Source organism: Pseudonocardia sp. GCM10023141 (genome assembly GCF_042653605.1).
The window spans coordinates 1-20,002 of the sequence record NZ_JBHSIR010000018.1 but is presented as its reverse complement, the minus strand read 5'-3'; the positions used below and the strand labels follow the sequence as shown (position 1 = coordinate 20,002).

General features: G+C 72.5%; 16 protein-coding genes and 3 pseudogenes. 5 read left to right on the top strand and 14 right to left on the bottom strand.

Annotated features, from left to right (window positions below):
- Positions 1 to 60: 60 nt before the first annotated feature.
- Genes ACFPFQ_RS09500 through ACFPFQ_RS09490 form a run of 3 tightly spaced genes read left to right on the top strand, consistent with a single transcriptional unit; the run spans position 61 to position 2,599 of the window.
- Entirely contained in the window at positions 61 to 489 is a 429-nt protein-coding gene (locus ACFPFQ_RS09500) for a hypothetical protein (protein ID WP_379616938.1), read from the top strand.
- Entirely contained in the window at positions 486 to 2,054 is a 1,569-nt protein-coding gene (locus tag ACFPFQ_RS09495; RefSeq protein WP_379616936.1) for a GMC family oxidoreductase, read from the top strand. The genes ACFPFQ_RS09500 and ACFPFQ_RS09495 overlap by 4 nt, the downstream gene beginning before the upstream one ends.
- Positions 2,051 to 2,599, top strand: a complete 549-nt coding sequence (locus tag ACFPFQ_RS09490; protein ID WP_379616934.1) for a YbhB/YbcL family Raf kinase inhibitor-like protein — start codon at positions 2,051 to 2,053, stop codon at positions 2,597 to 2,599. The genes ACFPFQ_RS09495 and ACFPFQ_RS09490 overlap by 4 nt, the downstream gene beginning before the upstream one ends.
- A 136-nt stretch (positions 2,600 to 2,735) precedes the next feature.
- On the opposite strand, the pseudogene ACFPFQ_RS09485 reads toward ACFPFQ_RS09490, so the two are convergent.
- The 7 genes and pseudogenes from ACFPFQ_RS09485 to ACFPFQ_RS09455 form a co-directional block, all read right to left on the bottom strand.
- Positions 2,736 to 2,990: pseudogene (locus ACFPFQ_RS09485) on the bottom strand (helix-turn-helix domain-containing protein); the annotation flags it as partial.
- Positions 2,991 to 3,060: 70 nt separating this feature from the next.
- Entirely contained in the window at positions 3,061 to 4,530 is a 1,470-nt protein-coding gene (locus ACFPFQ_RS09480; protein ID WP_379616932.1) for a GAF domain-containing protein, read from the bottom strand.
- Between the two features lie 160 nt (positions 4,531 to 4,690).
- On the bottom strand, positions 4,691 to 5,929 hold the full coding sequence (locus ACFPFQ_RS09475; protein WP_379616930.1) for an ATP-grasp domain-containing protein: 1,239 nt from the start codon (positions 5,927 to 5,929) through the stop codon (positions 4,691 to 4,693).
- A complete protein-coding gene (locus ACFPFQ_RS09470; protein WP_379616928.1) occupies positions 5,926 to 6,681 on the bottom strand; it encodes an esterase family protein in 756 nt (251 codons plus the stop codon). The genes ACFPFQ_RS09475 and ACFPFQ_RS09470 overlap by 4 nt, the downstream gene beginning before the upstream one ends.
- An 83-nt stretch (positions 6,682 to 6,764) precedes the next feature.
- Positions 6,765 to 6,948: pseudogene (locus ACFPFQ_RS09465) on the bottom strand (L-lactate permease); the annotation flags it as partial.
- Between the two features lie 127 nt (positions 6,949 to 7,075).
- Positions 7,076 to 10,255 carry a bifunctional cytochrome P450/NADPH--P450 reductase gene (locus tag ACFPFQ_RS09460; protein WP_379616926.1) on the bottom strand — a complete coding sequence of 1,060 codons (3,180 nt, stop codon included), beginning with the start codon at positions 10,253 to 10,255 and terminating at the stop codon, positions 7,076 to 7,078.
- Complete coding sequence (locus ACFPFQ_RS09455; RefSeq protein ID WP_379616924.1) at positions 10,252 to 10,851, bottom strand: TetR/AcrR family transcriptional regulator; 600 nt, start codon at positions 10,849 to 10,851, stop codon at positions 10,252 to 10,254. The genes ACFPFQ_RS09460 and ACFPFQ_RS09455 overlap by 4 nt, the downstream gene beginning before the upstream one ends.
- Before the next feature lie 32 nt (positions 10,852 to 10,883).
- Here ACFPFQ_RS09455 and ACFPFQ_RS09450 point away from each other — a divergent pair, with 32 nt between their 5' ends.
- Together ACFPFQ_RS09450 and ACFPFQ_RS09445 are read left to right on the top strand one after the other, a co-directional pair.
- Positions 10,884 to 11,417: a hypothetical protein gene (locus tag ACFPFQ_RS09450; RefSeq protein WP_379616922.1), complete on the top strand. Its 534-nt coding sequence runs from the start codon at positions 10,884 to 10,886 to the stop codon at positions 11,415 to 11,417.
- 4 nt (positions 11,418 to 11,421) lie between these two features.
- Entirely contained in the window at positions 11,422 to 12,411 is a 990-nt protein-coding gene (locus ACFPFQ_RS09445; protein WP_379616920.1) for a beta-ketoacyl-ACP synthase III, read from the top strand.
- Positions 12,412 to 12,531: 120 nt separating this feature from the next.
- Here the strand turns inward: ACFPFQ_RS09445 and hutI are convergent, their stop codons facing one another.
- The 7 genes and pseudogenes from hutI to ACFPFQ_RS09410 form a co-directional block, all read right to left on the bottom strand.
- A complete protein-coding gene (gene hutI / locus ACFPFQ_RS09440) occupies positions 12,532 to 13,674 on the bottom strand; it encodes an imidazolonepropionase (RefSeq protein WP_379616918.1) in 1,143 nt (380 codons plus the stop codon).
- Positions 13,671 to 14,135 carry a GNAT family N-acetyltransferase gene (locus ACFPFQ_RS09435; protein WP_379616916.1) on the bottom strand — a complete coding sequence of 155 codons (465 nt, stop codon included), beginning with the start codon at positions 14,133 to 14,135 and terminating at the stop codon, positions 13,671 to 13,673. Before ACFPFQ_RS09435 ends, hutI begins: the two co-directional genes overlap by 4 nt.
- Before the next feature lie 11 nt (positions 14,136 to 14,146).
- Positions 14,147 to 15,451, bottom strand: a complete 1,305-nt coding sequence (locus tag ACFPFQ_RS09430) for a formimidoylglutamate deiminase (protein WP_379616914.1) — start codon at positions 15,449 to 15,451, stop codon at positions 14,147 to 14,149.
- Positions 15,448 to 16,635, bottom strand: a complete 1,188-nt coding sequence (locus tag ACFPFQ_RS09425) for an allantoate amidohydrolase (protein ID WP_379616912.1) — start codon at positions 16,633 to 16,635, stop codon at positions 15,448 to 15,450. The genes ACFPFQ_RS09430 and ACFPFQ_RS09425 overlap by 4 nt, the downstream gene beginning before the upstream one ends.
- On the bottom strand, positions 16,632 to 18,020 hold the full coding sequence (locus ACFPFQ_RS09420; RefSeq protein WP_379616910.1) for a purine-cytosine permease family protein: 1,389 nt from the start codon (positions 18,018 to 18,020) through the stop codon (positions 16,632 to 16,634). The genes ACFPFQ_RS09425 and ACFPFQ_RS09420 overlap by 4 nt, the downstream gene beginning before the upstream one ends.
- A gap of 59 nt (positions 18,021 to 18,079) precedes the next feature.
- Positions 18,080 to 19,753 carry a urocanate hydratase gene (gene hutU, locus ACFPFQ_RS09415; protein ID WP_379616908.1) on the bottom strand — a complete coding sequence of 558 codons (1,674 nt, stop codon included), beginning with the start codon at positions 19,751 to 19,753 and terminating at the stop codon, positions 18,080 to 18,082.
- Positions 19,754 to 19,766: 13 nt separating this feature from the next.
- Positions 19,767 to 20,002 (bottom strand): annotated as a pseudogene (locus ACFPFQ_RS09410) (histidine ammonia-lyase); the annotation flags it as partial.

The window sequence follows — 20,002 nt, the reverse complement described above, 5'->3', positions numbered from 1 at the left end:
GCGCATTGCCCATGTCCCGGACCCGGACTATTCATGGGATATGAGAATCGGAATCCGTCGATGAGCGCCCTGCTCGGCGCCGCCGCCCGCCGCACGCTGACCCAGCTCATCCGCCACGCCTTCCCCCATCCCACCTTTCCCGACGGCCCCTACCAGCGCACGGCCGACAAGGTCGTCGAGCAGGCCGGCGCCGACCCGCGCCTGCTCGCCCAGCTGCTCCAGGGCCTCGACGACCTCGACCGCCTCGGTGATGCACCCTTCACCGCGCTCGACGCCGCCGCTGCCGGCGTGGTGCTGCGCGGGGTCGCCGACACCCCGTTCTTCCGCGCCGTCGTCGACATCGCGGTGGTCGCTCTCTACGACGACCACGAGGTGTGGGAACTGCTCGGCTATGAGGGACCGTCGTTCGACAAGGGCGGTTACCTCAATCGCGGGTTCAACGATCTGGACTGGCTCCCGGAGCCGCGTATCGAGGAGGTGTCGGCATGAATCGTTTCGCCTATGACGACGACGACGTCGTGGTGATCGTCGGTTCCGGCGCGGGTGGCGGCACCCTCGCCAACGAGCTGTGCCAGCAGGGCATCAAGGTCGTCGTGCTGGAGGCCGGCCCGCACCTGACGGGCGCGGACTACCTCAACGACGAGTGGGAGGCGTTCGGCCAGATGGCCTGGACCGACCCCCGCACCACGTCGGGCAGCTGGCGGGTGGCCAAGGACTTCCCGAACCTGCCGGCCTGGATCGTCAAGGCGGTCGGCGGCACCACCACGCACTGGGCCGGGGCCTGCCCGCGGTTCAAGCCCTACGAGTTCCACGCCCGCACGACCTACGGCGACGTCGAGGGCGCCACGTTGCTGGACTGGCCGATCACGCTGGCCGAGCTCGAGCCCTACTACGACCGCGCCGAGATCAAGATGGGCGTGACCCACCGCCACGGTCGGCCCCCGCTGCCGGCGAACAACAACTACAAGGTGTTCGCGAACGGCGCGGAGAAGCTCGGCTACACGAAGTACTCCACCGGTCCCTACGCCACCAACGCCGAGCCCTACGACGGGCGTCCCGCGTCGATCCAGGACGGCTTCAACTTCCAGGGCGACAAGAACGGCTCCAAGTGGTCGACGCTGGTGGCGGAGCTGCCCAAGGCCGAGCTCACCGGCAACCTGGACCTGCGGCCCGACAGCCACGCCGCCCAGATCCTGCACGACAGCAGGGGCCTGGCCACCGGTGTCGTCTGCGTCGACCGCAACGGCACGCTGCGGCGCCAGAAGGCCCGCGTGGTGTGCGTGGCGGGCAACTCGATCGAGACGCCGCGGTTGCTGCTGCTCTCGGCATCGGCGCTGTTCCCGGACGGGCTGGCGAACTCCTCCGGCCAGGTCGGGCGCAACTACATGCGCCACACCACGGCCACGGCGTGGGGCCAGTTCGACAAGCCGGTGAACATGCACCGCGGCGAGACCATGGCCGGTGTCATCGCCGACGAGTCGCGCCTCGACTTCGGCCGCGGGTTCGCCGGCGGCTACTACATGGAGACGATCGCGCTGGGTCCGGCGTTCTTCGCGAAGTTCGTCGCACCCGGCAGCTGGGGTCCCGAGCTCACCTCGATCGTCGACGGCTACCGCAACACCGCCGGGATGTGGATCATCGGCGAGGACATGCCGCAGGCCACCAACCGCATCACGCTCAGCGGCGACACCACCGACGCGAACGGCCTACCGGTGGCCAACGTCCACTTCGACGACCACCCCAACGACGTGGCCATGCGCAAGCACGGGACCCGGCAGGGCACGTCGATCTACGAGGCGGTCGGGGCCGTGCGCACCATCGAGACACCGCCCTACCCCTCCACGCACAACCTCGGCACCGCCCGGATGAGCCTGCGCCCCGGCGACGGCGTGATCGACCGCTTCGGCCGCGCCCACGACGTGCCCAACCTGTTCGTGTCCGACGGCAGCCAGTTCACCACCGGCGCCGCCGCCAACCCGACGCTGACGATCGTGGCGCTGGCCATCCGCCAGGCCGAGTTCATCGCCCGCGAGCTCACCAAGGAGCTGTCATGACGAGCGCACCCGTCACCGCCCCGCCCGACCCCTACGGCTTCCTGCCCGAGGTGCCCACCTTCACGGTGACCAGCACCGACATCGCCGACGGCGTGCCGTTGAAGGCACCGCAGGTCAGCGGCATCTTCGGGGCGGGCGGCGCGGACGTCTCACCGCAGCTGAGCTGGCAGGGCTTCCCGACGGCCACCCGCAGCTTCGCCGTCACCTGCTACGACCCCGACGCGCCCACGGCCAGCGGGTTCTGGCACTGGGCCGTGGCCGACATCCCCGCCGACGTCACGTCGCTACCCACCGACGCCGGCAGCCCCGACGGCTCACGGCTCCCGGAGGGTGCGATCACCCTGCCCAACGACGCGGGGCTGGTGCGCTACCTCGGTGCGGCCCCGCCGGAGGGCCACGGCGTGCACCACTACCACGTGGTCGTGCACGCGGTGGACGTCGCGACGCTCGGAGTGCCCAAGGGCGCGACACCGGCGTTCCTCGGGTTCAACCTGTTCTCCCACACACTGGCGCGCGCCACCATCACCGCGGTCTACGAGCGCTGACGGTCGAGCCACGACACCGGCATCACGCCGGTGTCGTGGCCTCGTGCCGCTGGGAATCGACGTGCTGGGAATCGACGTGCTGGGGACCGACACCGCACGACGCGCACCGCGCACCGTCGGCGGTCCGGTGGCGCGACAGGCTACCGATCTTGTCGCCGAGCCGGAAGCCCATCCCGTGACCGAGCCGGACCAGGTAGCCCTCGTGCTCCAGGGTGTTGAGCAGGTGGTAGGTCGTGCTGAGCTTGAACCCGGCGCGGCGCGCCACCGCCTTGGCCGTGATCGCGTCACCCGCGGCGGCCACCACCTCCAGCACCCTCAGCGCGCGCTGGGCCGAGCCGATCAGACCGCTCGGTTCGCGGTCGGGTTCGGGATCGGGCTGTGGGGACGCCAGCACTGCCGCACTCCTGTCGTGGGTAGGGGTCGGATAAGGGTCTGGCGGCGGGGATCGGTGCCGAGCAGGCTCAGCCGGCGTCGTGGCCCTGCGCGCGGATGCCGTACTGGGCGATCCGGCGGTAGATCGTGGCGCGGCTCATCCCGAGCATCGTGGCCGCCTGCGCGACGGTCGTGCCGGGTTCGCGCAGGCACCGGACGATCTCGTCGCGCTGCACCGTCTCGATCCGGGTCAGCCGCCGCGTCGCCCCGCTGAAGACCTCGGCGGCGAGGTGGCGGGCGTCCACGACGTCGGCGCGGGCCACCGCCGCCCGGACGACGTCGCGCAGCTGCGCGACGTTGCCGGGCCAGTGGAACGTGGTGAGCGCGCGCGCCGCTGCCGGGGTGAACCGCACGGCGCGACCGCGGGCGCGGTGGCCGAAGTAGTGCGCGAGCGGCAGCACGTCGTCGAGGCGGTGGCGCAGCGCCGGGAGCTCGACGACCGTGTCGAGCAGCTCACGCAACGGCGCGGGCACGCCGTCGGGGCCGGGCGCCGTCACCGTGAACGACCGGCCAGCGCCGGTGACGATCCCGGCGAGCTCGGCCGCGGCCCACGACGGCAGGGCGTCGACGCGCCCGACGATGATGCTGGTGTTCTCCTTGCCCAGCTCCGGGCTCCACAGCGCGAGCCACGCCGGCGCGTCCTGCGGTTGCGGCGGGCGCGCGGTGAGCACCCGGTCGTGCGGGCGGACCCCGCCGAGCGCGGCGGCCAGCAGCGCGGTCTTGCCGACGCCGGGCTCGCCGACGACCCCGACCGACCGCCCGGCGGCCAGCGCCGCCTCGACCTCGGCCAGCGCGGTGCCCCAGCCGCCCGACAACGCGGGCAGCGGCTCGTCCTCGTCGGGGTGGGCGAGGTGGACGCGGAACACCTCACCCCGGGCCACCGGGCGGGAGGTGCGACCCCGCCCGCGCGCCAGCATCAGGGCCGCGGTGTTGCCCGCGGCGCTCTGCGCCAGCGCCAGCAGCAGGTTGAACGACTGCTGCGCCCAGGTGGTGAGGTTGACGCTGCCGACGAGCTCACCCGTGGTCGGATCCATGACGGGGACCGCGGCGCAGGTGTATCCCCACAGCTTGGTGCAGTAGTGCTGATCGGCGCGCACCAGCGACGGCACCCGATCGGCCAGTGCCAGCCCGAGACCGGTGGTGCCGGCCTCGCGCTCGGAGTAGCCGAACCCGGGGGCGAGGTAGACGTCGTCGAGGGCGCGCAGCATGCCGCGCTCGCCGCAGACCCGGCTGAGCACCAGACCCTCGCTGTCGGTGAGCATCAGGCTGACGGGCTCGTCGGCCAGCGTCGCGTGCAGCCCGCGCAGCACCTCCTGGCCGCACTCGTAGAACAGCGACCCGTCGTCGACGCCGCCCGCGAACGTGGGGCTCACCGCGTCGAGCGACACCCCGTAGCTCGCGCTGCGCCGCCAGGATGCGGTGAGCCGGGAACCCACCGTCGCGACCCCCCGCGACGCGGCGAGCTGCTCCCGCTCCGAGAGCTGTGCCTCCTCGGCCATACCGCACCTCCGTCGGACGCGTCGTCGCGTCGGTCCCGTACGACTGTCGCACAGGCGCCCCCGCTCGCGCGGGCGTCGGAGTCTCACGCTGAGACGGGTTCAGGAGCGACGGCTTCAGGGGGCGACAGCTTCAGGGGGCGACAGCTTCAGGGGCGACGGTTCAGGTGGCGGCCTTCGCGTCGTGGACCCACAACCCGACCAGCCCGCGGAAGTGGGCGATGAACCGGTCGTGCTCGGCGGGCGGGTAGGTGGCGCGCACGGTGTCGATGAGCAGCTGGTCGAACGAGGCGCTCTCCACCCACTCCAGCACGACCGCGTCGAGGTGGCTGAGCCTGCTGGCGCAGAAGTCGCGGTAGCGGTCGGTCTCGAAGTAGTCATCGGCCAGGCGCCGGTAGGCGGCGAGCTTGTCGGTGTAGGACAGGTCATCGCGGTCGGCGATGGCGAAGTAGGTGGCCGTGTCCAGATCCATCCGGGGCCTGCGATCGGTGACGGCGCAGAAGGCCGTCCAGCGCACCAGCGCGCCCATCGCCCACGGGAAGTAGTAGTGCAGCGACGTCAGCGAGACGTCCGGGCAGGCGTTGGCGTAGTCGATCGGGTGCACCTCGGTGCCCGCCACGAGGTTCTCACACGAGTTGAACTCCCACCGGAAGAACGCGTTGACCAGCCGCGAGATCGTGACGACCTCGTCGCCGACCTCCGGGGTGAGGAAGTCGTGGGCCACCTCGTAGCGATCGTGCATCGGCAGCTCGGGACGGAACTTCATGACCATCGTCTCGGCCCCGATCGACAGCGACCGCGCGAAGACGTCGTAGCCCTCCACCGCCTTCTGCAGGTGCATCAGCCGCTGGCCGGACTCATCGTAGGCGGCGTGCAGGTCGGCCGGGCCCTGCAGGTGGGTGACACCCACCCAGGCCCCGCCGTCGTAGGGCTTCATGAACATCGGGTAGCCGATCTTCTCGGCGATCTCGTCGAGGTCGAACGGCTTGTTGTAGCGGGCCGCCGTGTAGGCCCACTTCGCGTTGTCCGGCGGGTTCTTGAACGGCACCAGCACCGTCTCCGGCACCTTGAGGCCGAGGCGCATCATCGCGCAGTACGCCGCGTGCTTCTCCATCGACTGGAACGTGAACGGGCTGTTGAGCAGGTACACGTCGTCCATCAACGCGACCTTCTTGAGCCATTCGCGCGGCACGTAGTACCAGTACGCCAGCCGGTCGATGACGAGGTCGTAGCTCGGCGTGGCCCGCAGGTCGAACGGCTCGATCGTGATCCGCTCGACGTCGAGCTCGTGCTGCTGGCCTGCCGCGTCGCGGATCGGGCCGGCGCGGCGCGCAAGCTCCTCGAACGCGGCAGGCCAGTCCTCCTCGGTGCCGAGCAGGAGCCCCACGAGGTGCTTGTTCACAGGTTGCCTCCGGTGATCCGCGGCAGGTGGTGGGCGAACTGGCGCTGCCACCACGGCCAGTCGTGCGCCACGTCGTTGCCCCACAGGTCCAGCTCGTGCGGGATGTCGCGCGAGCCGAGCAGCTCGGCAAGCTTCCGCGTGCTCGGCAATGCGCCGGTGGTGTCCTCCCACATGCCCTGCCCGCACACCAGCGTCAGTGCCACCGCGGCGCGCAGCCAGTCGAGGTGCTCGCCGTGCAGGTTGGCGACGTAGTCGATCGGGTTGTGGAAGTAGAGGGCCTCGCCGCGCTCGCCCCAGCCGTGCCACGACGCCGGGTCGTAGTTGCCCGACAGGCACAGCGCGCGCGGGAACAGGTCGGCCCGGCGCAGCGCGATGTTGGCGGCGTGGAACGCACCGAGGCTGGGCCCGGTGACGACGATCGGCTCCGGCCCGCCGCAGTCCTCGTGGATCAGGCCGACGACCTGGTCGACGATCCACGACTCGTACGCGTCGTGGCGCCGCGCCCGCTCCTCCAGCGGCAACGACCGGTTCGACCAGGTCTGCCCGTCGATGCTGTCGACGCAGTACAGCTTGAGCTGCCCGCCGTCGATCGCGTCGGCGACGGCGTCGACGAGGCCGTGGGACTCGAGGTCGACGGCGCTGCCGTTCTCCGCGGGGAAGGCCAGCACCGGACGGCCGTAGTGGCCGTAGGCGACGACCGACAGGTTCCTGCCGAGAGCGGGCGACCACAGGTCAGCCGTTCGCCGCCTCATTCACACCTCCGTCAGGGCCCGCCGCACGGGAGTCGGCGCAGGGGAGTCGGTGCCGCCGCGTCAGCGTAGTGGCGCCGGGCCCGCTACGGGACCGGGATCATCCACGTCAACACGGTGGCCTGCAGCTGCGAGATGACGCCGACGACGCCGGCCAGCGCCACCGACCACAGGAACGGCTGGTGCAGCAGGTGACCCTCCGTGCCGCGCTGCCCCGATCGCCGTGGCGCCGATCGAGAGGTTCTGCGGCGAGATCATCTTGCCCATCATCGCGGAGAACAGGTCGGTGGCGCGCCCCTGGTCGATGCCCAGAATCGGCGCGGTGAGCCGGCCCGGCACGATCAGCGGGTTGCCCAGCCCGCCGACGCCAGGCCGGCCGGTTGGTAGTCCTGGACCCTCAGGCGAACACGTCCGCCACGTACCGGGCGTGGTCGCGCTCCATCTCCGTCATCCAGGCGCTCGCCGCCGCCGCGGACGCCCCGGTGGCCTCGGCGTAGATCCGGGCGCAGGTGTCGTGGACCGCAGGCGCCATCCGCAGGCCGTCACCGCACACGTAGACGGTCGCGCCGCGGCGGAACAGCTCCGCCACCTCGGCACGGTCGGCCCACAGCCGGTCCTGCACGAACGTCACCCCGTCCGACGGCGCCGCGCTGAACGCAGGCCGGACGTCCACGACGCCGTCGCGCTGCCACGCGGCGAGCTCGTCGCGGTAGAGGTAGTCGACCTCGGGGTGGTCGCAGCCGAAGAACAGCAGCGCGGGAGCGGGCCGCTCCCCCAGCTCGGCTGCCTGCAACGCGCGGTCCTGCAGGAACCCGTGGAACGGGGCCAGCCCGGTGCCCGCACAGATCATCACGATCGGCGTGGTCAGCTCGGCGGGCGGGTGGAACGCCAGGTTCGACGGGCGCACCGTGACGGCGACCTTCGTGCCCGGCCGGGCACCGGCGAGGTAGGTCGACGCCGTGCCCTCGTAGGTGCCGCTGCCCGACAGCGCGGGCGCGTTGAGCACGGCGACGGTCAGCGTCACGTGGTCGTCGCGCCACCGCGGCGACGACGAGATCGAGTACTGCCGCGGGGTCAGCGGCGTCAGGAGCTGCAGGAACGCCGCGAACGGCAGCTGGCAGGCCGGGTAGCGCTCGAGCAGGTCGAGCACCGTGACGCGGTGGGCGAGGATCTCGTCGCGATGGCGGTCCGGGTCATCGGCGAGCGCCTGCAGCGCCACCCGGTCGGGCGGGCACACCGTGGCCTCGGCGAGCACCTCGAGCTGGCGGCGCGTGGCCGGCTGCGCGAGCTCGACGTAGCTGGCCAGCAGCTCCCCCGCCGTCACGGCCGAGTCGAGCGGCAGGAACGTCTGCCCGCCCGCCCCGATGCGGATCACGGTCTGGGCGTCGCGGGCGAGCCCGAACCGGCGCAGCGCCCGGTCGACCGACGCCGCGGGGTTCAGCGGGAGCACGGCCAGGTAGTCACCGGCGCGGTAGGTCGCACCCGCGGGCAGGGCGATCTCGAGGTGCCGCTTGGACCGGGCCCCCGCCGCCGTCATGTCCACCAGCTCGCGGTTGGCCACGATCGTGCCCAGCTGCAGCTTGTTCTGCCGCAGGATCGGGTCGCGCGTGGCGCCGACGAACTCGACCTCCAGCAGCGGCGACGCGGCGGGCGCGGCCCCGTCCTGACCGAACGCGGCGCTCACCGGGCCCCAGAACCCGCCGTACCAGTCCTCGAAGTCACCGAAGAAGTCACCGCGGGCGTTGGCCTCGCCGCGGGGCAGCACCCGGTGGGCGCCTGCGCGCGCCAGGTTCTCGTCCACGGCCGTGGGGATGGCCTGGTAGGTGCGCGCCCAGTCCTTGTTGCCGCACCCGAACACGACGTACCGGACACCGTCGAGCGCCCCGGCCGGCAGGGTGCGCACCCACGGCAGGAACGCGCGGGCGTTGTCGGGCGGCTGGCCCTCGTAGGAGGAGGTGACGACGACGAGCAGGCCGTCGGTGGGCAGCGTGCCCACCCTGCTGTCGAGCGTGGCGACCGTTGGGCTGTAGCCGCGCTGCCGGGCGTCGTTGGCGATGCGCTGGGCGAACGCCTCGGACGTGCCGGCGTTGGAGCCGTAGAGCACCGTGACCGGGATGTCGTTCGCCTCCCCGGAAGCCGCAGCGGTGCGAGGCGTGGCGGCCGGTTCGGCTCCCGCGACGATCGTCGTGGCGCGCCGGCGCGCGTGGACGTACAGGCCCTCCGGCTTGATCGTCAGCGTCTGCTTGATCTTGAGCCGGTAGTCCGGGTCGGCCGGGGACAGGTCGAAGCGCTGCAGCATCATCGCCAGGAACAGGGTGGCCTCCTGCAGCGCGAACCCGCGACCGATGCACGAGCGCTGCCCGTTGCCGAACGGCTTCCACGCGTTCGCCGCCAGCGTCGTGGCCCGGTCGAAGGAGAACCGGTCGGGGTTGAACTCCGCGGCGTCGGGGCCCCAGACGGCCGGGTCGCGGTGCAGCGACGGGGTGATCACCGTGACGGCCTGGCCCCTGCGCAGCGGGTAGCGGCCACCACCGATCGTCGTGTCGGTCCGTGCCTGGAGAGAGAACGCCGGAGCCGTCGGCCACAGCCGCAGCGACTCCTTGAGGATCTGGTCCAGGTAGGTGAGCCGCACCAGGTCGGAGAACCGCGGCGCCCGGTTGCCCAGCACCTCGTCCACCTGCGCGCGGGCCGACGCCAGCACCTCGGGGTGGCGCATCAGCTCGTAGAGGGTGAACGTCAGCAGGCCGCTGGTGGTCTCGTGGCCGGCGATGAGGAACGTGATGAGCTGGTAGCGCACGTTCTCGTCGGAGAGCCGCTCACCGGTCTGCGGGTCGGTGGCCATCAGCATCGTGTCGAGGATGTCGTGCTCCCCGTCGGGGAGCGGGCGACGGCGCCGCTCCGCGATGAGCTCGTCGGCCACGCTGTTGAGCAGGCGCTTGTCGTCCTCGTAGCGGTGGCGGGTGCGCACCATCAGGCCGGTCTGGCCGGGAAGCCGGTTGCCCCGCTCCCCGGACTCGACGAGCGCGCGCACCATCGCGTCGACGAACGGGTTCATCTGCTCGGAGTAGAAGCTGTTGAAGCGGTGGCTGAACGAGCAGAGCGCGATCGTGTCGAGCGTGAGCCGGGTGGTGTTGTCGGCGACGTCGATGCGGTGCTCGGCGCCGAGTCGCTCCCACTTGAGCAGGAGCTGATCGGCGATGTCGACCATGCCGTCGAACATCTCGTGCAGCGCCGCCGGGCCGAAGGCGGGCATCAGGATGCGGTGGGCGGCGCCCCAGTTCGGCTCCTCGGTCTCGGCCGTGAACAGCCCGTCTCCTGCGAAGTCGCGGACGTGCCGCAGCGGGGTGCTGATGTTCTTGTCGAACCGCTCCTCGTCGCACAGCTCGTCGACGAGCTCCTGGGAGCCGACGAAGATCAGCTCGGTGCCGAGGATCTCCAGCCGGAAGATCGGACCGTGCTCGTCGATCAGGTCGACCAGCGAGAAGATCCCCTTCTCGGGGTCGATGTCGCGCAGGTTGCCGATGATCGGACGGGGCCTGGGTTGCGGGATGGGCTCGTAGGTCGCGCTGGTGGTCACGATGTCTCCCCGACAGGTCGTGTGGGTGTGTGGAGCGCCGGATCGAGCCCGAGCACGCCCGCGGCGAGCTCGACGATCAGGCGCTGCAGGTGCTCGCAGTCGAGCCGGACCTCCTCGTGGTCCTGGCTGAGCACGGCGTCGACGATCAGGCGCAGGGCCAGCACGGTGCGGAGGCGGTGCTCCGCGGAGTCGACGGCGCCGGCGAGCGTCTCGATCACGCGGACGACGAGGCCGTTGAGCTCCTCGCGGGCCGGGTCGACGCAGCCCGGCCGGGTGGACTCGAGCAGCAGCTCGACCAGCCCCGGCCGGTCCTGGGTGAGCCGCCCGACCGCGTCGAGCATGGCGACCGTGCGGGCCGTTCCCGCCGGTGTCGCGGCCGCGGTGGCGAGCACCTGCTCGACGACGAGGCGGGTGGCTTCGACGGTGGCGTCGTAGAGGGCCTGCTTGCTGGGGAAGCGGTGCAGCAGGCCGGTCTTGGAGTAGTCGACGGCGTCGGCCACCTGCTGCACCGACGTCCGGGCGAACCCGTGCACGGCGAACGCGTGCGCCGCCGCGTCCAGGATCACGCGGTCGATCTGCTCGCTGGTCGGACGCATGGCACCGGCCCCTCTCCCGGTCCTGCGGACCGATGTGGTCCATGCTGGACCAAATTGGTCCAGCGTCGCAACCCCGCACGCTGTGGCGGCCGCCACGCGGCTATCGTCCGATTTCAGTTGAAAGCTCAATCGAATCTCGAAGGTCTCGTGCCCTGCGCACGCACTCGAAGCGATGGCTCATCGGCGGCGTGCTCGCCGTCGCGCTGCTCGCGGTCGGCAGCGCAGTCGGCGCGGCCCCGACCGGCACCGTGGACGGCACCCACCAGGCCACCGCCACGCTCACCGCCACCCGCAACGGCGCCGCCATCGACATCGCGGGCAGCATCCCGATCACCTTCGCCGACTACGGCGTCACCGCTCCCACCATCGGCGGCTTCGTCACGGTGGACCCGGCCGGGCAGATCGAGTTCCTCGTGACGCTCGCCGCGAGCCGACGCGTGCCCGTTGGCTGCATCTCGAATCGAACCGCTACCGGCGGGTCACGCGTAGGTTCAAGCGTGTGGCCAACCTCGTGGACCCGCTCTCGGGCCTGCCCGCCTCCCGCCTGCTCATCGAGCAGGGGGTGATGGGGTGACGGCCGCGGCCGCAGCGATCGCCGGGATCGGCGGCGCCGTACCCCCGCGCGTGGTCACCAACGAGGAGCTGATCGAGCGCATCGACTCGTCCGACGAGTGGATCCGGGCGCGCACCGGCATCCGGCAGCGCCACTACGTCGACCCCGGCACGGCCACGTCCGACCTCGCGGTCGAAGCAGGCGCCCGCGCGCTCAAGTCGGCGGGCATCGACGCCGTCGACGTCGTCATCGTGGCCACCACCACCCCCGACCACAGCTGCCCCGCCACCGCACCCGCGGTCAGCGGGCGGCTGGGACTGGGCACGGTGCCCGCGTTCGACGTCAACGCCGTGTGCTCCGGGTTCCTCTACGGGCTCACCGTCGCGTCCAGCATGATCCGCGCGGGTGCGGCCGAGACCGCGCTGCTCATCGGGGCCGACACCTTCTCCACGATCATCGACCCCACCGACCGCGCCACCGCGTTCCTCTTCGGCGACGGCGCAGGCGCGGTGGTGCTGCGCGGGGCGGAGCTGGGCGAGGACGGCGCGATCCTCGACATCGAGCTCGGCAGCGACGGTGCGATGGAGAACCTGATCATCGTGCCCGGCGGCGGTTCCCGGCGCCCGGCCAGCGACGACCCGGCCGACGCGTTCTTCACCATGCAGGGCCAGAGTGTCTACCGCCACGCCGTGGGGTTCATGACGGCCGCCACCCGCTCCGTGCTCGCGCGCGTGGGCTGGGCCCCTGGCGACGTCGACTGGTTCGTCGGCCACCAGGCCAACAGCCGCATCCTCCAGGCCACGGCCAACCGGCTCGCCATCGCGCCCGAGCGCGCGCTGATGAACCTCGACCGCGTCGGCAACACCGCCGCCGCCTCCATCCCGCTCGCGCTGGCCGACGCGGCCGACGCCGGCACCCTGTGCGCCGGCGACAAGATCGCGCTCGCCGCGTTCGGTGGCGGCGCCACCTGGGGTGCCGCGGCCCTGACGTGGCCCGACCTGGCCTGACTCCACCGCGCCGACCCCACCGCGCCGACCCCACCGCGCCGACCCAGCAGCCACCGCGCCGACGTCTCGACATCGGCGCCGTGGCCAACTGGTTGGCGCGGTCGGTTGTGCGTCGGGCCCTCAGCCCGTGACGTCCAGCGCCCGCGCCAGCGGCACCCCTGGTCGATAGGCCAGGTGCAGATGGTTGGGGGCGTCGAGCACGGCCAGGTCGGCCCGCATCCCGGGGCGCAGCACCCCGATGTCGGTGCGGCGCAGCGCCTGCGCGCCGCCCGCCGTCGCCGCCCACAGCGCCTCGGTGGGGGTCAGCCCCATCTCCCGGACCGCCAGGGCGATCATCAGCGGCATCGACGACGAGTTGCAGGTGCCGGGGTTGCAGTCGGTGGCCAGCGCCACCGTGGCGCCCGCCGCGAGCAGCCGACGCGCGTCCGGGTAGGGCGAGCGCGTGGAGAACTCGACACCCGGCAACAGCGTGGCCACCGTGTCGCCGCCGGCGAGCGCCGCGACGTCCGCGTCGGTCAGGAACGTGCAGTGATCGACGCTGGCGGCGCCCAGCTCCACGGCCAGCGCCACGCCCGGACCGTGGCCGAGCTGGTTGCCGTGGACCCGCAACTGCAGCCCCGCCGCCGCGCCCGCCTCCAGGACGGTGCGGGCCTGGTCGCCGTCGAACGCGTGCGGGCTGCCCGGCTCGCAGAAGACGTCGATCCACCGGGCGTGCGGCGCGCAGGCCGCGAGCATCTCCCCCGCCACGAGCGCCACGTAGTCGTCGGGCCTCGACCCGGCGGGCACCACGTGCGCGCCGAGGAACGTCGTCTCGGGCGTCACCTCACCGGCCAGCCGCAGCGCCCGCACCTCGTCCGCGACGGTCAGGCCGTAGCCGCTCTTGATCTCGACGGTGGTGGTGCCCTGCGAGCGCATCTCCGCGACCCGCGACGCCAGCAGCGCGCGCAGGACGTCGTCGGACGCGGCGCGGGTGGCCGTGACGGTGCGGGCGATCCCGCCGCCGTCGTAGCGGACCCCGGCCATGCGCGCGGCGAACTCGTCGGCGCGGTCGCCGTCGTAGACGAGGTGGGAGTGCGGGTCGACGAACCCGGGCACCACCGTGCGCCCGCCCACGTCGACGCGGCTGTCCGCCGCGGGGGCGGCACCGGCGGGTCCGACCCAGCCGATGAGCCCGTCCTCGACGAGGATGGCGGCGTCGTGCAGGGTGCCGAGCTCGGCGTCCTGCGTGACGAGCTCACCGATCCCGGTGACCAGCCTGCTCACGAGAGGGCCTGGCTGTACATGATGAACCCCGGGCGGTCGGCGACCTGGTCGTAGAGGCGGCGCGCGATCGAGTTGGTCTCGTGGGTGTGCCAGTAGACGCGCGGCGAACCCGCCAGTCGGGCCTGCTCGTCGACGGCGGCGATCAGTGCCCGGCCCACACCCTGGCCGCGGGTGGCCGTATTGGTGAACAGGTCCTGCAGGTAGCAGAGCGGGGCGATCGCCGTGGTCGAGCGGTGGTACAGGTAGTGCACCAGCCCGACGAGGCCGCGGTCGGTCTCGGCCACCAGCGCGTGCACCGGCTCGTAGGCGTCGAAGAAGCGCTGCCACGTGACCTGCGTGATCGACGCCGGCAGCGCCGTGTCGCCCGCGCGCCCGTAGAAGGCGTTGTAGCCCTCCCACAGCGGCAGCCACCCCTCCAGGTCGCCGCGCTCGATGGGACGGATGTGCACCGGGTCGGCCATGTCCCCATTGTTCACACCGGCTCCCACAGCGGTGCGATGGCCGAGCGCAGCATCCCCCCGACGTCGCCGAGCCGGTGCCGCCCGCCGGACACGACCAGCGCCCCGTCCACGAGCACGGTGTCGACGTCCGCGGCGGTGGCGGCCAGCAGGATCTGCGCCGGGTCGGCGCCTGCCGTGCGGACGGTGTCGGTGCGCACCGCCACCAGGTCGGCACGGGCGCCGGTCAGCAGCCGTCCGGCATCGGGGTGGCCCAGCGCGGTGTGCGCGGTGAGTGCCGCGAGCAGCTGCGGCGGGGTGAACCGGCCGCGCTCGCCGGTGGCGAGGCGTTCGTGCATCTCGAGCGCGCGGGCCTCCTCGATGAGGTCGACGACGGCGTGCTGGTCGCTGCCCAGCGACAGCGCCACGCCGGCGTCGTGCAGGGCCCGGGCCGGGCCGATGCCGTCGGCGAGGTCGCGCTCGGTGGTGGGGCAGAAGCAGGCCCCCGTGCCGGTGGTGCCCAGCAGGGCGACATCGTCGCCGGTCAGGTGCGTGGCGTGCACGGCGGTGGTGGTCGCCGCGAGCACCCCCTCGGCGGCCAGCAGCCCCGTCGGGGTCAGGCCGTGGTGGGCCAGGCAGGCCTCGTTCTCGGCGGGCTGCTCGGAGAGGTGGACGTGCAGCGGGCGGCCCGCCGCCACCGCGGCCACCGTGCTCAGCGCCGTGCGGGGCACCGCGCGCACCGAGTGCACGGCGACGCCGTTGGCCGGACCGTGAGCCACCCGCGCCGCCCAGGCGTCGACGTCGCCGTCGGAGTAGCGGCACTGGACGTCGTCCAGGTCCGCGCCGGAGCCGTCGCGGCCGAAACCACCGGCGAGGTAGCAGGTGTCCAGCAGCGTCAGCCGGACTCCCGCGTCGGCCGCTGCCTGCCGCAGCGCGTGGCCCATCGCGTTCGGGTCGGCGTAGGGGCGCCCGGCGCGGTCGTGGTGCAGGTAGTGGAACTCCCCCACCGCCGTGACACCGGCCAGCGCCATCTCGGCATAGGCGGCACGGGCCAGCGCGAGGTAGGTGTCGGGGTTCAGCCGGGCGGCCACGGCGTACATCCGGTCCCGCCACGTCCAGAAGGTGCCGCCGCCATCGTGGGTGCGGCCCCGCAGCGCCCGGTGGAAGGCGTGGCTGTGGGCGTTGGCGAAGCCCGGCAGGACCACCCCGGGCAGCCGCAGGGCGGCACCCGCGGGCGTCGCGGCGGTGACGGCAGTGAAGCGCCCGTCCTCGACGACGAACGTGACCCCCGCCGCGACCCCACCCGGCAACAGCGCGTGCTCGGCCCAGTACGCGGTCATCGCGCGAGCTCCGCGACCACACGGGTCAGTGCGCGCACGCCGTCGAGGCAGTCGGCCTCCTCGGCGAACTCCGCGGGCGAGTGCGAGACGCCGGTCGGGTTGCGGACGAACAGCATCGCGGTCGCGATGCCCGCCGTCGCCAGTATCCCGGCATCGTGGCCGGCGCCGGTGGCGAGCACCGGAGCGTCGTCGAGCAGCGCGGCCAGGCGGGCGGTGAGCGCGGTGTCGAAGGGGGTGGCGCCCGTCCAGGACTCCTCGGCGACGGTGCCACCGTGGCCGGCCGCCAGCTCGGTCAGCTCCGCCACCACCGCGCGCACGTCTGCGGTCGCGGCACCACGCGCATCCAGCCAGGCCGTGACGTGTGACGGGATCGCGTTGACGCCACCCGGGTCGATGCGCACCTTGCCGCAGGTCGCGACGGTGCCGTGCCGGGTCGCGGCGGACCGGGCGGCCAGCACGAACTCGGCCAGTGCCAGCATCGGGTCGCGGCGGTCGACCAGCCGGGTGGTGCCGGCGTGGTTGGCCTCGCCGGGCAGGTCGAGGCGCCACCGCCCGTGCGGCCAGATCTCCGAGCCGACCGCGACGGCCCGGTCCCGGTCGGCGAGCCCGCGGCCCTGCTCGACGTGCAGCTCGACGAACGTCTCGATCCGGCGCAGCGCCTCGGGGTCGGGACCCAGCGCGGCGGCGTCGCGCCCGGCCCGGGTGATCGCCTCCGCCATCGAGACGCCGTCGGTGTCGGTGAGGCCGCGGGCGCGATCGGCGTCGAGCACGCCGGTGAGGATCCGCGACCCGGCACACGCGATGCCGAACCGGGCACCCTCCTCGTCGCCGAAGTTGGCGACGGCGATCGGGCGGCCCGGCGTGAAACCCTGCTCGCGCAACGCATCCAGCGCCGCGAACGAGGAGACCACCCCCAGCGGGCCGTCGAAAGCGCCGCCGTCGGGCACCGAGTCCAGGTGTGACCCGATCACGATGCCGGGGCCGTCGGCGTCCGGGTTGCCCCACCAGGCCCACTGGTTCCCGGCGCGGTCGAGCGTGACGTCGAGGCCCCGGCGCTGCGCCTCCCCGTCGAACCATTCGCGCAGCGTGGCGTCCTCGCCGGTCCACGCGAAGCGCCGGTAACCGCCGGAGCGCGGATCGCGCCCGACGGGTGCGAGGTCGGCCCACATCGAGGAGAAGGTCATCCGGTCAGCGCTCCTGCTGGATAGATCATGTCGGCCGGTGGCCGGGCGGTGCGGCGGGCCAACGGGTAGTAGATCCCCGCGGTCACGACGAGCCCGACGATCCACGAGACGTCGGCGCCGCCGAGCGCGTCCGCGATCGGTCCGGTGTAGAGCGTCTGCGCCATGAACGGGACCTGCACGACGATCCCGATCGCGTAGGTCACCAGCGCGACGCGGTTCCACCGGCCGTAGCGGCCGTCCGGGTCGTAGAGGGCGGGGATGTCGACGCGCTCGCGGGAGATCAGGTAGTAGTCGACGAGGTTGATCGCGCTCCACGGCGTGAAGACCATGAGCAGCGCGAGCACGAAGTTCTTGAAGTTGCCCAGGAAGTCGGCCGAGGCGAGCAGCGCGATGAGCACCGACACCAGCAGGAACCCGCCGATGAAGGCGATCCGCCCGGCACGCGACACCCGGGCCGACCGGGTCGTGGAGGTGACCGCGGTCAGCAGGCACATGAACCCGCCGTAGGCGTTGAGGCAGTTGACGGTCAGCTTGCCCACCACGATCACGAGGTAGATCGCGATCGCGACGAGACCGCCGCCGGCGAGGTCGCCGAGGAAGCCGACCTGGTGGTCCAGGAACCCCGACGCGGGCACGGCCGCGATCAGCGCGCCGAACGTCATCGACCACTGCGAGCCCAGCACGCTGCCCCACAGCGTGGCGTGGAACGTCGTGCGCTCCTCGGTGGCGCGCGGCAGGTAGCGCGAGTAGTCGGCGACGTAGGGGCCGAAGGTCAGCTGCCAGCCCGCGCCCAGCGAGACGGCCAGCAGGAACGTCGCCCCGTCGAACGGCTTGAGACCGATGAGCGTGCCCAGGCCGTTGGCGCTGAGCAGGCGGAACGCGAGGTAGGTGAACCCGACGATCCCGACGACGGTGGAGACGCGGCCCAGCACGTGGATCCAGCGGTAGCCCAGCACCGCCACCACCGCCGTCAGCACGCCGAAGACGACGATGCCGACCGGCGCCGCGGCGATGCCGAGGATCTGGTTGACCGCCTGCCCCGCCAGCACCGTGCCCGTCGCGGCGAAGCCCAGGTAGAGGATCACCACCAGCACGAGCGGCACCACGGCGCCGTAGACGCCGAACTGCGCCCGGCTGGAGATCATCTGTGGCAGGCCCAGCCGCGGGCCCTGCGCCGAGTGCAGCGCCATCACCGCACCGCCGGCGAGGTTGCCGATGAGCAGCCCGATGATCGCCCACAGCGCGTCGGCGCCGAAGACCACGGCCAGCGCCCCGTCGACGACGGCCGTGATCTGCATGTTGGCGCCGAACCACAGCGTGAACTGGCTGCGCGGCGAGCCGTGCCGCTCGTCATCGGGGATGACATCGATGGACCGCTGCTCCACTCCTACTCCCCCATCCCGTCGAGAACGAAGTTATGAAGATCGAACAAGCCATTCGATCATCACAGGTTCGTTCTCGACGGCTCCTCGCGCATCGGGATGCGGATGCCGTGCGTCTCGGCGACCTCCGCGGCGTCGTCGTAGCCCGCGTCGGTGTGGCGGATGACGCCCATCGCCGGGTCGTTGGTCAAGACGCGCTCCAGCTTCTGCGCGGCCAGCTCGGTGCCGTCGGCGACGGTGACCTGCCCGGCGTGCAGCGACCGGCCGATGCCGACGCCGCCGCCGTGGTGGATCGACACCCACGTGGCGCCCGACGCGGTGTTGACCAGCGCATTGAGCAGCGGCCAGTCGGCGATGGCGTCGGAGCCGTCGGCCATGGCCTCGGTCTCGCGATAGGGCGAGGCGACCGACCCGGTGTCGAGGTGGTCGCGGCCGATCACGACCGGCGCGGACAGCCGACCGTCGGCCACCATCTCGTTGAACCGGGCGCCCGCCTTGTCGCGCTCGCCCTGGCCCAGCCAGCAGATACGGGCCGGGAGGCCCTGGAACGCGACCTTCTCGCGGGCGGCGCGGATCCAGCGGTGCAGCCGGTCGTCGTCGGGGAACAGCTCCAGCACGGCGTCGTCGGTGGCGTGGATGTCGGCCGGGTCGCCGGAGAGCGCGGCCCACCGGAACGGGCCGCGGCCCTGGCAGAACAGCGGCCGGATGTAGGCGGGCACGAAGCCGGGGAACGCGAACGCGCGGTCGTAGCCGCCCTGGCGGGCCTCGTCACGCAGCGAGTTGCCGTAGTCGAAGACCTCGGCGCCGCCGTCGAGGAACCCGACCATCGCCTCGACGTGCCGGGCCATCGACTCGCGCGCCCGGTCGGTGAACTCCTCGGGCTTCGTGGCGGCGTAGTCGGCCCAGTCGTCCATGTCGACACCGGCGGGCAGGTAGGACAGCGGGTCGTGCGCGGAGGTCTGGTCGGTGACGATGTCGACCTCGACGCCGCGGCGCAGCAGCTCCGGCAGCACGGTGGCGCAGTTGCCGACCAGTCCGACGGACACGGCCCGGCGCTCGCGGCGCGCGGTGGCGCAGCGGGTGATCGCGTCGTCGAGGTCGGTGGCGAGCTCGTCGAGGTAGCGGTGCTCGACGCGGCGGGTCAGCCGGGACTCGTCGACGTCGATGACGAGGCAGACACCGCCGTTGAGGGTGACGGCGAGCGGCTGCGCGCCACCCATGCCGCCGCAGCCGCCGGTGACGGTCAGGGTGCCGGCAAGCGTCCCGTCGAAGCGCTTGTCGGCGATGGCCGCGAACGTCTCGTAGGTGCCCTGCAGGATGCCCTGGGTACCGATGTAGATCCACGAGCCCGCGGTCATCTGGCCGTACATGGTGAGACCGAGCTGCTCGAGGCGGCGGAACTCCGGCCACGTCGACCAGTCGCCGACCAGGTTGGAGTTGGCGATGAGCACGCGGGGCGCCCACTCGTGGGTGCGCATGACGCCCACGGGCTTGCCCGACTGCACGAGCATCGTCTCGTCCTCGCGCAGCGTGGTGAGCGTGCGCACCATGGCGTCGAACGCGCCCCAGCTGCGGGCGGCGCGCCCGGTGCCGCCGTAGACGACCAGGTCGTCGGGGCGCTCGGCCACCTCGGGGTCGAGGTTGTTCATGAGCATCCGCATCGGCGCCTCGGTCTGCCAGCTGCGGGCGGTGAGCGTGGTGCCGCGTGCGGCGCGCACCGGACGTGCTCCGTCCATGATGGATCCTTTCCTACCGGAGCGGTCCGGTGATCGTCTCTGCTGCGGTGACGGCGGTGCCCGCGACGACGCACGCGACGGCGGCGTCGATCTCGGGGGCGAGGTGGCGGTCCGGGCCGGGCCCGGCGACTCCTGTGCGGAGCGCGTCGCGGGCGGCGGCGGTGGCCGGGGCGGGGATGAGCGGGGCGCGCAGGTCGAGTGCGCGGGCGGCGGTGAGCAGCTCGATCGCGAGCACCCGGGTCAACCCGT